The sequence below is a fragment of the Weizmannia sp. WK01 genome, from assembly GCF_025905465.1.
Lineage (GTDB): Bacteria > Bacillota > Bacilli > Bacillales > Bacillaceae_C > Weizmannia > Weizmannia faecalis.
Window position 1 is genome coordinate 2,285,794 of sequence record NZ_CP109616.1, and the last position, 13,301, is coordinate 2,299,094.

Genomic DNA, 13,301 nt, shown 5'->3' on the forward strand with positions numbered 1-13,301 from the left:
CTGTCCATTAACCCCCTATGAGCGCATTGTCGTTAAAATGTTTCTTTAATGCGATATCCAGGACTTCTTCCAGCTGCCGGACCGGAACGATCGCAATGCCTGTGATTTCCTTGAACGAGGCCTGCATGTTTTCGGCAGGAATGATCACCGTTTTGGCTCCTGCCTGTTTTGCTGCTTTTATTTTGGCATACACGCCGCCGACCGGTTTGACCTTGCCGTGCAGGCTGATTTCCCCTGTCATGGCTACTGTCTGGTCAACAGGAATTTTATAAATGGCGGAATAAATGCCGCATGCCATCGCAATCCCGGCGGAAGGGCCGTCAACCGGAATCCCACCCGGAAAATTAACATGGAGGTCATACTGGTCAGCGGGTACACCCATCGTCCGTAAAACGGTAATGACGTTTTCGGCGGAACCTCTCGCCATGCTTTTTCTGCGGACCGATTTCCCTTCGCCGCCGATACTCTCTTCGTCCACAATCCCGGTAATGTTGACGCTGCCCCTTTCTTTTGCCGGAATGGCCGCTACTTCAATTTCAAGCAGCATCCCTGTGTTCGGACCGGTTACGGCAAGCCCGTTAACAAGCCCTGCAGCCGGCTGTTCAGGGGCCTTTTTCTCATAGCGCGGCGACAACTGGCTGGCTGTTGCCACCCATTCCAGGTCCTCCTCCCGGATAAAATCCTGTCCTTCCTGGATTGCAAGCCCTGCAGCAATTTGCACCATATTGACCGCTTCCCTGCCATTTTGCGTATATTGCGCCAAAATGTCCAGGCCATTTTCGCTGATTGCCATATGGATTTTATCAGCTGCTTTTTTTGCAACCTGTTTAATTTCACCACGGTCAAGTTCGCGAAAAAACACTTCCATGCAGCGCGAACGGATGGCAGCCGGAATTTCTTTCGGCGTTCTGGTCGTTGCGCCGATCAGCCGGAAATCTGCAGGTAGTCCATTTTGAAAAATATCATGGATATGATGTGGAATTTCCCGGTTTTCGGGATTGTAATACGCACTTTCCAAAAAAACTTTCCTGTCTTCTAGTACTTTCAATAATTTATTCATTTGGATCGGATGCAATTCCCCGATTTCATCAATAAACAAGACGCCGCCGTGGGCAGAGGTGACCGCACCCTGTTTCGGCTGCGGGATGCCGGCCTGCCCCATGGCGCCCGCCCCCTGGTAGATCGGGTCGTGCACGGAACCGATTAAAGGATCGGCAATGCCCCTCTCATCAAAGCGGGCTGTTGTGGCATCCAGTTCAACAAAAACAGCGTCACGTTGAAAAGGGGATTTCGGATTTTTTTTAGCTTCCTCAAGCACAAGCCGGGCCGCTGCCGTTTTGCCGACACCGGGCGGCCCGTAAATGATACAGTGCTGCGGGTTTGGGCCGCAAAGTGCCGCCCGCAGTGCTTTAATGCCGTCTTCCTGGCCCACAATATCCGCGAATGCTGCCGGGCGGACGCGTTCCGAAAGCGGCACAGATAAAGAAATTTCCCGTAGTTTCCGCAACTGTTCCATTTCTTTTTTTGATTCGCGGTCTATCGTAATTTTTTGTGTTTTTTGGCTTTTTAGCAAGTTCCAAAAGTAAAGCCCGATAATGATCCCGAAAAATAGCTGGATCAATAAGGCAATCCCCGTCCAATTCATCCTGTTCCCTCCAAGCATTTCAGTTGCAGCCTGATCATGCCGCTTCCTTATTTACCTAGTATCTCCGGCTGCCGGAGGGAATAAACGGGGATTTCTGAAAACCAGGAACGGCTGGGCGGAAGAAAAAAGGGCAAGCGCACCGCTCGCCCATTGCTTCTTTATTCTGCTTCGCCTCTCATTTTTCCGGCGCTGTGCCAATACCAGGAATTTAGCCCTGCTGCCTTAGACCGGTTCCTGTTCAAAAAAGAATGTTCACGCCGGATTGCCGGCGGGCAGCCCGGCTCCGCTTATTTATGCCGATTTTGTCTGGTCGCTGCCTTCAATGACTGTGCCGTCTTTCAGCACGAGCCTCGGGAATTCTTTGTCCAGGACGGATTCTTTTGTAACAATACATTTTTCAATATCTTCCCGGGACGGCAAGTCAAACATGACATCGAGCATAATGCCTTCAATAATGGAACGCAAGCCGCGTGCACCCGTTTTTCTTTCGATCGCTTTTTTCGCGATTTCCTTCAGCGCATCCTGTTCAAATTCCAATTCTACATGGTCGAGTTCCAACATTTTTTTGTACTGCTTGACCAGCGCATTTTTCGGTTCGGTCAAAATCTTAATCAATGCTTCTTCATCCAATTGTTCCAAAGTGGCAATAACCGGAAGACGGCCGATGAATTCTGGAATCAGCCCGAAAGAAAGCAAATCTTCCGGCAGTACGTGCTTCAGGAGCGATTGTTCATCGAGTTCGTCATTTTTTAAATCGGTGCCGAAACCGATCACTTTTTTGCCGAGGCGGCGTTTAATGATCTGGTCGATGCCGTCAAACGCACCGCCGCAAATAAACAGAATATTGGTTGTGTCAATCTGGATAAATTCCTGGTGCGGATGTTTGCGCCCTCCTTGAGGCGGAACGCTCGCAACCGTGCCTTCCAGAATTTTCAGGAGCGCCTGCTGCACGCCTTCGCCGGAAACATCGCGTGTAATCGAAGGGTTTTCCGATTTACGGGCAATTTTATCAATCTCATCAATGTAGATGATGCCTTTTTCCGCTTTTTCCACATCATAATCAGCTGCTTGAATCAGCTTTAACAAAATATTTTCGACGTCTTCCCCGACATAACCGGCTTCCGTCAACGATGTGGCATCGGCAATCGCAAACGGCACATTTAAAATACGTGCCAGCGTTTGCGCAAGCAGCGTTTTCCCGCTCCCTGTCGGCCCGATTAAGCAAATATTGCTTTTTGCCAGTTCGACTTCATCGATTTTGCTGTTGGAATTAATCCGTTTATAATGGTTATATACGGCAACCGCAAGCGATTTTTTCGCCTGTTCCTGGCCGATCACGTATTCCGCAAGAATTTCACGGATTTCATGCGGCTTCGGAATGTCTTTGAATTCTACTTCTTCTTCTGTGCCAAATTCTTCTTCAACAATTTCCGTGCACAATTCAATACATTCATCACATATATACACACCCGGACCAGCGACCAATTTTCGCACCTGGTCCTGCGATTTTCCGCAGAAAGAACATTTTAACTGCTGTTTTTCATCGCTGAATTTGAACATTCCATTCACCCCTTATATTGTACTTCTTCCATTCCATTGGCAGTTCCCGAAATAACAGGGACCCTTCATGACTCCCGCTTACCATTATACAAACCCCTTTTGCTGTGATTTGTATATGGATTGTATCACAAAACGATGCCGGCAGGAAATAAACTGCTTATACCATTCTCCATGCATATGTAAAATTCCTGTCTACTCCAGATTTTCCCAAAAACCAGACGAATATGCTTCTCCATCCTGAAAAATTGCATCGGCTAAGTTTCTGGTGCGCTTATCTTACAGTATGGGCTTCTATGTATTTTTTGGCACAGCCCGCAGGTTAGAAAACAAGACACGAGCCAGTGCCGTGCCTTGTATTTCTATTTATATTATGCAACAGTTTTGCTGTTTTGCACAAGAAAATCGATCGCTTTGCGCGCTTTCAGATCGGCTTTAATGCCGTCCGTAGAACCGAGCACCCGCCTGATATCGTCAACGGACATGCCGTACATTTCGGACATGCGCTTCAGTTCTTCATCCACTTCTTCATCGGATACTTCAAGGTTTTCCGCATTGGCAATCGCTTCAAGCGTCAGATTAAAGCGGACGCGTTTTTCCGCATCTTCTTTCATCTGATTGCGGAGCGCTTCTTCATTCTGGCCGGAGAACTGATAGTAAAGTTCGAGGTTCAGCCCCTGGGCACTCAAGTTTTGTTCGAATTCTTGCAGCATGCGGTTTAATTCCGTATTGATCATCGCTTCTGGAATGTCCATTTCTGCATTTTCCGCAGCTTTTTCGACCACTGCATCTTCAACCGCGTGTTTTGCTGCATGTTCTTTCGATTCTTTTAAATCTTTTTGGATTTTTTCTTTTAATGCATCCAGCGTTTCCACTTCGTCATCCGCATCCTGCGCGAATTCATCGTCCAGTTCAGGCAGGTGTTTCGCTTTGATTTCATGGACTTTCACCTTGAAAGTAGCTTTTTTGCCTGCAAGTTCACTAGCGTGGTATTCTTCCGGGAAAGTAACTTCAATTTCTTTTTCATCGCCGGTTTTTACGCCTGCTAATTGTTCTTCAAAACCTGGGATAAAGTTGCCCGAACCAAGTTCAAGCGAATAGTTTTCCGCAGATCCGCCTTCAAACGCTTCGCCGTCAACGAATCCTTCGAAGTCGATGACAACCGTGTCGCCCATTTCCGCTTCGCCGTCTTCTTTGATCACGAGTTCGGCAAGGCGTTCCTGCAATTTCTTCAATTCTTCTTCCACGTCTTCGTCCGTTACGTCTGTATCCGGTTTTTCGACTTCAAGGCCTTTGTATTCGCCAAGTTTCACTTCCGGTTTCACGGTAACAGTCGCTTTAAAGATTAGCGGTTTACCTTTTTCCATTTGTTCGACATCGATATTCGGCGTATCAACCGGTTCAATACCGGTTTCTTCGATCGCTTTTTCGTATTCGCCAGGCACGATCATATCCAGTGCATCCTGGTAAAGAGATTCTACACCGAAACGTTTTTCAAATAAAGGACGCGGGATTTTGCCCTTCCGGAAACCCGGGACATTGATTTGTTTCACTACTTTTTTGAAGGCTTTATCCAGACTTTTATCAACCGTTTCAGCATCTACTTCAACTGTCAGGATCCCCTGGTTTCCTTCAGTTTTTTCCCATTTTGCTGACATACCTTTCCCTCCAACAATCTATAAATAATAATGTAATAATAGGAAATAGACCGGGTCTGTTTCCTGATTCCCTTGTCTATTGCTTTTTTCAAATACGGATTGAAAAAAGACAGTTTACAACCATTTAATTATAACATAGCTTTTTTGTCTTTCAATGATGAGCCTACAGATTCGGCAAAGAAATTTCCTCAAGGCTTTCGAGATAGCGGACGGCCTCAAGCAAGGTATCCGGCTCCACCGAATAGTACATCGCGATTTTATCAAAATACGCTTCCTGCCCGAAAAGCTTCAGGCCCATGCTGTAGTAGGCAGCCGTCCACAGCGCGGGATCTTCCGGCTCCGGTTCAAACGGGTACAGCAGGAAAAAATGCCGGTCCAAAACCGTTTTAATCTGAGCAAAAAGTGTCGGATTTTTTTGTTCGACATCCCTTGAAAGCCGCGTAATCAAAAGATTATACAGCTGCGTTTCAAAAATCGGCAAAAGATGCGCGGGATTTACGGCGCCAGCCTTGCCGAGTTTTTGCACCTCGAATTCATCCGTGATCCCCTGTTCTTTTAAAACGTTCAGCAAAAGGGTCTGGATAAACGGATGTTTGTCCGGATCCCGGATATATGCCCGGATTTCATCGAGATACGGCCGGATATTTTCATGCACAAGATGCGAAACCCGCAAGATTTGTTCTTCCTGGTCCCCGGTTTCAAAAAGCTTACGGCCCGTATGCTCGGGCTCCCGTTCTGGTTTTGGCATTTGCATCCGCTTTTCACTGAAAGCGAGCAGTTTTTCATAATGATCCAGCTTGTCCGGTGGGGCTTCTTTTTCTTCCAGCAGAGCGCGCAAGGTACTGCTGATTTCTTCATGTTCACCGAGCTGGACAAGAATCATGAGAAACAGATCGAGGATTTCGAAGTAGTCACCGTTTCCTTCACGAAGCATTTGTCTGCCTTGTTCTTTCGCCCCTTCATAATCGCCGGCTTCATAGAGCGCAATCATGTAGGCGGTCCCGATTTCCCCATCGTCATGGTCAAGCCGGCGTGCCTGGCGAAGCAGCGCGGCAGCTTCTTTATATTCTTTTTGGCTGATGGATTCGAGTCCCCGCTCCAAGAGGCGTTCTTTCAGACGGGGGAACGGCACCACATTGCTTTTTCCGTTTTTCATTGTCCATTCCGCCTTTTTTTAGATCGTCACTAGTGTAGCATGAACCGGTTTTTTTGCAAAGGGTTTATACTGCCAGGGGGCTTTCTATTAATCGAGTAGGAGGCTAATCATTATTTGATTAGCCGACCTCTCACACCACCGTGCGTACGGTTCCGTACACGGCGGTTCTAAAGTTTACGACCGTACAGACAGATAGTAATCCAGAAAACTTATATACCTTGCTCTTCGGAAGAGTTCGTTTGTAAGGGTTCTAGCTAAGATATGGCTGCCGGAGATTCTCCAGTAGCCTTTTCTTGTGTTAGCCCATTCCCACGCCTTTCTTTTATTGATCCCTAATTTCTTGAGCCAATAAAATCTTGTGCGTACTCTCTTCCATCTTTTCCAAGTTACCATTCGCATTCTTCTTCGTGTCCATTGGTCCAGTCTGGTTACCAGACTTTTCATATCCGCTAGCTTGTAGTAATTTACCCATCCTCGGACAGTGTCGTTTAGCCTTTTCTTTCTTTCCTCTACGCTTAATCCGTTGCTTCTTCCTGTGATTCTGCGAATTTTCTCCTTTAATTTTTGAACACCCTTCGGGTGTACCCGGAATTTGCATTTTCCTTCATAAAGGTAGAATCCATAACTCAGGAACTTGATGTTTCTAATATGTGTGATCATCGTCTTCTCTCGGTTCACTTTGAGTCGCAATTTCCTCTCAATGAATGGGAGAATGTTATGGTATGTTCTTTCGCAGCTTCTTCGGCTTTTACAGAATATGATCACATCATCAGCGTAACGGACAAATCGGTGATTTCTTGCTTCCATTTCTTTATCCAATTCGTTTAACATTACATTGGCAAGAAGCGGACTTAGTGGTCCTCCTTGTGGAACACCGAAATCATTTGTTGTCCTTATTCCTTTGATCATAACACCTGCATTTAGGAATTTATGGATTAAGGAGATTACACGTCCGTCGTGAATTGTTTCACTCAATATCTGGATAAGCTTACTATGGTTTACCGTGTCAAAGTACTGTTCTAAGTCCAGGTCTACTACATACTGGTATCCTTCATTTACATTCTTTTGGCACTTGAGAAGTGCCTGATTTGTACTTCTATGTGGTCGGAAACCATAGCTATTGTCTGAGAACTTTCTTTCATATATAGGGACTAGGACCTGCGAAATGGCTTGTTGGATGACTCGGTCTACTACCGTTGGTATTCCAAGTTTCCTTGTTTTCCCGTTGTCTTTTGGTATTTCTACCCTTCTAACGGGTTGGGGCTTGTATGTCCCATTTCGAATGGAGAGGACGAGCTCCCTCTGATGTTCAGTTAGGTATGCCAAAAGTTCACCTGTTTTCATTCCATCGACACCGCCCGCACCTTTGTTTTTCTTTACCTTTTTATAGGCACGGTGCAGGTTATTACTTGAAAGGATTCGTTCGAGCATCCATTCGTTCTGTCTGTTGGTGTTAGTGGTGTTGTTTTCAGTTATCCTCTTGAAACTATGCCCTCTGTCATATCCTTCCTGTTCCGCAGTATCTTTTTGACAGCAGGTTTCTTCCTGTTTTCTGCATTTGTTCGTTTCTTCGGTAACTTTCATTGACTTCCACTTCCTTTAGTTCAGCCCTTCCTTCGATGCTCCAGGCATCTCCGTACTATGGCCTCTGCTGACTTCTCACGGCAAATCTTGTTTCAACCAGGTTTCATACTCTGTTTCCACCTGTCCGTGAGACCTCCCGTGGTAAGGTGATTCACTTTCATTCCATGTACCCGCACCATTTACGTTTCCACATCCGGATAGCTTTTGGGCTTTGACTTGTTCAGCAGCCTTACCCTGTGAGAGTACGCCTAATGATGTTCGTGTTCCTCGGGTCAGAATTTTGCCTCCAGCTTCCTTCAGATTCCATCTCACGATGGACACCCTTGCTCTTGGCTAATGGTTGGTCGCTACCTACCCCCATAGCGGACTTACACCGCCTAGCGAATCGCCATGCACGGCGCACTGAAAAAAGCCAAACACAGAAAGCCATAAAGCTTCCGTGTCCGGCTTGCTTATTTCTTGTCCGGTCTGATATCGTGAATGTCCTCTTCCTCAGCCATTTCCGTGCCATAAGCAAGGCGTTGATTTTGCCTTTTTGCCGTGTTTTCAGCGCTTGGGGCATCATGATGCAAAAACCTGTGCACGAGCACTTCCGCAGCCGAAATCAGGCAGGCGGCAATGAAGCTGCCCCATGCAATTTGCAAATAATTGTCAAGCACGACGTTCCCGAAAATCCAGACACTGGCATAAACAAGCAAAAAATCAACAACGGTTGCTTTCCAATTCCCAATGCGTGGCAAAAGGAGCACATCTCCAACAACATAAGACACTATTGTGACAAGCAGGCTGAACGATAAAATGTCTGTGATCGTCGCATCGAAAAAGAGATCAAGCGCAACCGCAAAAGCGACAATGCACGTGATAAATTTTGCCAGTAAAACGATTGCATTTCGCATTTCAATTCCTCCCTTAAACAGGCAGTTTTACTTATAGTTTGTCCAAATGAAAAAGGATTGAAACATGATGGGATGATTTAAAAGAAGAAAAAAGGGGTAATGAATAACAAGTCTACACATGACGGAGGGATTCGATGAAAAGGTCAATGATGAATCTGATTTCAGGCACTTTGCTTTCCGCCGGGGGAGCCGTGCTGGTCATGGCCGCTTGCAATAAACGGCAAAAAGATTCGGCTGAAACGTGGGAAGATACGGATATGAGAAACAGCAAAAAAATCGACCAAATGGAAAGTGTGGATGCGGACAAAGTACCGGAAGAAAAAGGGCTCACACAGCTGGACTCCACATACCGTTCCGAATGGATCGCAAACGGATTTCCGCAAACCCATAAAGAAATGAAAGAACTGGAAAAAGAAGGGAAAAAATCATAACGGCTCTTTACACCCTTTTTACACAAAAGGACGGGTCACAAGGTTTTTCCTTGCTGCCCGGCCTTTTTGCGGTTATGTGCTACGTCCCAGGCGACCCCTTCGCTTCCTTCAACTCCCATCTCCCAATAGACACCCTTGCTCTTGACTGTCCCCCTTACAAACAGATGTCCACACCGAGAGTATCCCACATGCATCGCAATAAAAATAAAGACGGCCTTTTTGCCGCCGTCGTCTTATTTCAATCTTGAGATAAATGCATCAAATGCTCGTGATCAAAAATATGATCAGAAATATTAAAACCAGATTCCACTAACTCCAATAATTTCTGACAATCTGCAGGGCCAGGGTCCACAGGACGTTCATAGAAAAATTTTTCATTGACATGTGTTTTACATAAGTAAGCACAATGGGGCTTCCCGTCTACTAAATCCATTGCAAATTCTTCAAAGATCCCCCGCTCTTCACTACTATAATCATCCCCATCTAATACGATATCTATTTTAATTGTATTCTTGACATCGTCAATATCCTCTTCATCCATTGTACGAAATGGCAAGAGTTGAAGCTCGCTTTCGTTTAGTGGCCTTCTTAAATCCTCGATAATTAAATATCCCATAGAAACATTGTCATTATATAGCATATATATTTCCAAATCCCTTAATCTAACCTCTCTTCTATAGCTAATCAGCTTTATTCACCTCTTCCCTTCTCCGATTTGGAAACATTCATACCCTTGCTCTATTTTCCGCAGGATTCTTTTGATTTTTTCAAATAGATCATCGGGCATTCTAGCGATCGGTTCGGATTCTGTAGCTTCCCTAAACATTTTGATGGAGTGGATTACGTTCTTTTTGTATCCTTTCTTCTTTGAGTCTTTCCCTTCTTCGCGCCGGATTCCAGCATATTCTTTCGTGGTTGGACATCAAGCAGGCCTGTTTTGCCATTCCAGGTAAGGTTTGATCCGTTTGGTGTTCTCATAGTGGACAACCCTCATTCTGTCCTGCCCTTTCCGGTTCAGCAAGCATTCAGAAAGGCGATGCGGCTTGTGTAAAAAATGTGTAAAACGAAATCAAAACCCACCTTTTTGAACTTTTCTCAGAAAAATTAAAAACGCTTGAAAAAGTTGATATAACAGCATTTTCAAGCATCTTTAAGACCTCTATTTGTCCTAACTGGACGTGCATACGTCCCAGGAGGGATTCGAACCCCCGACCTGCGGCTTAGAAGGCCGATGCTCTATCCTGCTGAGCTACTGGGACATTTTAAAATGGTTTGTTACGAACATATATCATTTTAATCAGCAGGCGGGCAAATGTCAATCATGAATTTGAAAAAAACACGATTTTTTCCTGCAACGGGCGGGTGCAGCAGCAGGCAGCGGTTTCCGCAACCGGATTGGCCCGGCTTCGTACCCGCCTTGCTCTGCAGCCGGAGTTCCCGGCGTCATAACGAGAATTCCTGGCGTAAATCCTCAAGTTCGCGGTGCTTGTCCGTATAAAATGAAACACGGATCGTATTTCCGTTTTTCTCCACAACCGCATACGTCCGTTCCGTCCTGCCCCTTGGCATCAAAAGGCTGCCGGGATTCAGGAAAAGAGTATTTTCAATCAGCTCGGCACCGAGAATATGGGAGTGCCCGAAAAAAACAAAATCCGCCCCCACTTCTTTTGCTTTATAAGACAAATTCAACAGGGTCATTTTTACATTATAATGGTGGCCGTGGGTGACAAATATTTTGCTGTCCCCAATTTCTTTCGTGATATCAAGCGGAAATTTCCGCTCATAATCGCAATTGCCGCGCACGGTTAAAAAGTCCCGGATGGCCTCCTCGTCCGCTCGCAACTCCGAATCGCCGCAATGGATCATCGCGTCCATTTCCCCGCCGTACCGCCGTTTAAGCTCGATCAGCTCTTCCGTAAGTCCGTGGCTGTCACTTGCAATCAGCAGTTTCATTTTTTGCCTTCCTCCCCTAAAATCGAATACAGTGCATCCGAAAGTTTTGCCAGTGCATGGGCACGGTGGCTGATTTTATTTTTTTCTTCGGCAGAAAGCTGGGCAAGCGTTTTGCCGGACGGAAGCATAAAAATGGGATCGTACCCGAATCCGTTCTCTCCGATCCTTTCCCGCGTGATCCTTCCCTGAAGCGTCCCGGACACCGTAAATGTTTCTTTTCCAGGGCGGGCAACCGCAAGTGCACAATAAAAAGAAGCTGTACGTTTTTCATCCGGTACCCCTTCAAGCTCGGAAAGCACCTTATCGATGTTTGCCTCATCATTTTTCTCTTTCCCTGCATAGCGTGCAGAATAAACCCCCGGCCTGCCGCCAAGCGCATCGATCATAAGCCCCGAATCATCGGCAATTGCCATCATGCCGTATGCATTGGCCGCCGCTTCCGCTTTTAAAATCGCATTTTCTTCAAACGTTTTCCCCGTTTCCTCTACGTCCGGTGCGCCTTCCATATCCAAAAACGTTTTCACCTCGAGCTCGAACCGGGAAAATAAAGCTGCAAATTCTTTTGCTTTACCTTTGTTTTTTGTTGCAATCAAAACAGCCGCCAATTTTCTCCCCCTTTTAAAGGAAATGTATTATGTATGCACGATACAAATAAGAGGTAGTCTGGCTACCCCTTTTGTCCCATATTCTATAGTATAACAAAAAAACCACGCTAAAAACTACCCGTGTTGACTTTTTCCGGCCTTGTCACCGGTTCTGAAACCGATTTTCCGTCTTCTGTAACAAGCTTTGTACTGCCGTCCACTTCGACTGCAACGCTTTTAATCCCTTTTTGCTCGGTCAGCGTCAGGACGAGCGGATCGAGCACTTCGTTTGAGATCATCTTTTTATCGAGGCTCCCTAAAATTTCTTTATTAAAATCAACCGTCACTTTCCCGTTTGCCACTTCCGGCTGTTTCTTCAGTTTGACATCGTCCATGAATCCGGACACAAGATGGGAACCCGGGGAAGGACCTTTAACCAGTTCTTCAACCGCTGCTGCGACATCGTCCTTGTTACTGTCCGCAACGCGCTTCGTTACCGGCACATAATAGCTTTGCTCCCCTGTTTCCGCCAAATAATAAACGGTGACCGGATGGGTATTTGTAATATCGGCAACATACTTTGTATCCGTATTGATGCCTGCCTCCCTTGTCAAACCATCCGGGCTTACGGGTGTCCCCGCAACCGGCATCGCCTTCAGTTTTTTGCCATTCATTTTAAGCGAGACCTTTTGAATGGAGTCGAACTGGGTCAGCGTCCATGTGACCGATTCCAATATTTTTTGTTCATCGTGCGCTTGATAGTCTTTGAAATCCCCCGAAAAGTCGACCGTCGCCAAACCGTCTTTCACATCTACCGACAACTGCGTATTCGCGGGAAGGACCGCGCGGAAGCCGTTCGGCAGCAAATTGGAAACCGGGCCGTCCTGCACGAGGTATTCCAGTGCCTGTTTTGCAATGCTTTTGCTTTCGGGCAAGGCGATCGTTTGTGGAACGACATAACCGTATTTATCAATCAAATACAGCTCTGTTAGCACCTGCCCTTTCTTTGCTTTTGCGGTTTGTTTCGCTCCGTCTTTTACAGAAACACTTTGATGTGGATCAATTTTTTCCGGCTGCTTCTCAGGTAGCAGGCTGCAACCCGAGATCCAGATGCTGCATGCCGCAAACGCCAGGGCAAGTTTGCCGGCTGCCTTTGCTTTTTTTACCATCCCTTTCCCCTCCCGAAGACTGTTTGTACTACTATGTATACTGGCATTCCGAAAAATTAGACCGGACATGCAAAAATTTCGGGGCAGAATAAAAACGGCACGCTTTTCCATAATAAAAATACAGCTGAACAGGAGGGATTGATTTGGACCAGACACTGGGCGTTCATGAAACGCTTGATATGCACGAAATATTAATGTTTAAAAACATCTGCTTAACAAAATCCGCAACCATGTCGGCCATTGCACAGGATCCGGCTTTAAAAGAACTGCTCGGGCAGAATGCAAAGCAGGCGAAGCAGGATATCGAACAACTCATGTCGCTTTTGGGGAGGGAAGAAAAATGAACGGCTTTCTCCAAAACATCATCGGGATGGGGGACATGTCAGACAGCATCATTGCATCTGACTTGCTCATTTCAACAAAGTCCGGTGTGAAGATGCTCGCGTTTGCGGTAACCGAGGCGGCAACAGCGGAAGCCAGAGCCGCTCTTTCCGCACAGCTTCTGGCGGCCATTGACATGCATGATAAGATCATGGACTTTATGATTGAAAAGGGTTACTATCACCCTTATCATATAGAGGACCAGTTGCATGTCGACATGCAGGCAGCCCGGACCGCCTTACAAATCCCCCTTCCCGATTAAACGGCGTACCCACTGCTTTACTTTA

Annotated in this window: 13 protein-coding genes and 1 tRNA gene; 3 read left to right on the top strand and 11 right to left on the bottom strand. The window is 46.3% G+C overall.

Annotation, left to right across the window (positions count from 1 at the left end; all coding sequences use genetic code 11):
- Positions 1–7 precede the first annotated feature (7 nt).
- The 6 genes from lonB to OF158_RS10975 form a co-directional block, all read right to left on the bottom strand.
- A complete protein-coding gene (gene lonB, locus OF158_RS10950) occupies positions 8–1,645 on the bottom strand; it encodes an ATP-dependent protease LonB (protein ID WP_014097836.1) in 1,638 nt (545 codons plus the stop codon).
- A gap of 291 nt (positions 1,646–1,936) precedes the next feature.
- Positions 1,937–3,205 (bottom strand): ATP-dependent protease ATP-binding subunit ClpX, encoded by a 1,269-nt coding sequence (gene clpX / locus OF158_RS10955; protein ID WP_014097835.1) that lies wholly within the window; start codon positions 3,203–3,205, stop codon positions 1,937–1,939.
- Positions 3,206–3,573: 368 nt separating this feature from the next.
- Positions 3,574–4,860: a trigger factor gene (tig, locus tag OF158_RS10960; RefSeq protein WP_014097834.1), complete on the bottom strand. Its 1,287-nt coding sequence runs from the start codon at positions 4,858–4,860 to the stop codon at positions 3,574–3,576.
- Between the two features lie 163 nt (positions 4,861–5,023).
- Positions 5,024–6,016, bottom strand: coding sequence for a tetratricopeptide repeat protein (locus OF158_RS10965; protein ID WP_014097833.1), 993 nt, complete (start codon positions 6,014–6,016; stop codon positions 5,024–5,026).
- 174 nt (positions 6,017–6,190) lie between these two features.
- Positions 6,191–7,600, bottom strand: coding sequence for a group II intron reverse transcriptase/maturase (gene ltrA / locus OF158_RS10970; protein WP_048339776.1), 1,410 nt, complete (start codon positions 7,598–7,600; stop codon positions 6,191–6,193).
- Between the two features lie 452 nt (positions 7,601–8,052).
- The gene (locus OF158_RS10975; RefSeq protein ID WP_014097832.1) at positions 8,053–8,496 is read right to left on the bottom strand and encodes a YndM family protein; all 444 of its coding nucleotides are present in this window, start codon (positions 8,494–8,496) and stop codon (positions 8,053–8,055) included.
- 134 nt (positions 8,497–8,630) lie between these two features.
- Here OF158_RS10975 and OF158_RS10980 point away from each other — a divergent pair, with 134 nt between their 5' ends.
- On the top strand, positions 8,631–8,927 hold the full coding sequence (locus OF158_RS10980; RefSeq protein ID WP_014097831.1) for a hypothetical protein: 297 nt from the start codon (positions 8,631–8,633) through the stop codon (positions 8,925–8,927).
- Between the two features lie 238 nt (positions 8,928–9,165).
- On the opposite strand, the gene OF158_RS10985 is transcribed toward OF158_RS10980, so the two are convergent.
- The 5 genes from OF158_RS10985 to OF158_RS11005 all read right to left on the bottom strand — a co-directional run bounded on the left by OF158_RS10985 (position 9,166) and on the right by OF158_RS11005 (position 12,633).
- Positions 9,166–9,579, bottom strand: coding sequence for a hypothetical protein (locus OF158_RS10985; RefSeq protein ID WP_225620897.1), 414 nt, complete (start codon positions 9,577–9,579; stop codon positions 9,166–9,168).
- A gap of 533 nt (positions 9,580–10,112) precedes the next feature.
- Positions 10,113–10,186, bottom strand: a tRNA-Arg gene (locus tag OF158_RS10990).
- Between the two features lie 184 nt (positions 10,187–10,370).
- Entirely contained in the window at positions 10,371–10,880 is a 510-nt protein-coding gene (locus tag OF158_RS10995; protein ID WP_014097829.1) for a metallophosphoesterase, read from the bottom strand.
- Positions 10,877–11,485: an XTP/dITP diphosphatase gene (locus OF158_RS11000; RefSeq protein ID WP_014097828.1), complete on the bottom strand. Its 609-nt coding sequence runs from the start codon at positions 11,483–11,485 to the stop codon at positions 10,877–10,879. The genes OF158_RS10995 and OF158_RS11000 overlap by 4 nt, the downstream gene beginning before the upstream one ends.
- Before the next feature lie 107 nt (positions 11,486–11,592).
- Positions 11,593–12,633 (bottom strand): GerMN domain-containing protein, encoded by a 1,041-nt coding sequence (locus OF158_RS11005; RefSeq protein ID WP_014097827.1) that lies wholly within the window; start codon positions 12,631–12,633, stop codon positions 11,593–11,595.
- A 143-nt stretch (positions 12,634–12,776) separates the two neighbouring features.
- Here OF158_RS11005 and OF158_RS11010 point away from each other — a divergent pair, with 143 nt between their 5' ends.
- Both OF158_RS11010 and OF158_RS11015 read left to right on the top strand, forming a co-directional pair.
- Complete coding sequence (locus OF158_RS11010; RefSeq protein WP_014097826.1) at positions 12,777–12,977, top strand: hypothetical protein; 201 nt, start codon at positions 12,777–12,779, stop codon at positions 12,975–12,977.
- Positions 12,974–13,276, top strand: coding sequence for a spore coat protein (locus OF158_RS11015; RefSeq protein ID WP_014097825.1), 303 nt, complete (start codon positions 12,974–12,976; stop codon positions 13,274–13,276). The genes OF158_RS11010 and OF158_RS11015 overlap by 4 nt, the downstream gene beginning before the upstream one ends.
- The last annotated feature ends 25 nt before the right edge of the window (positions 13,277–13,301 follow it).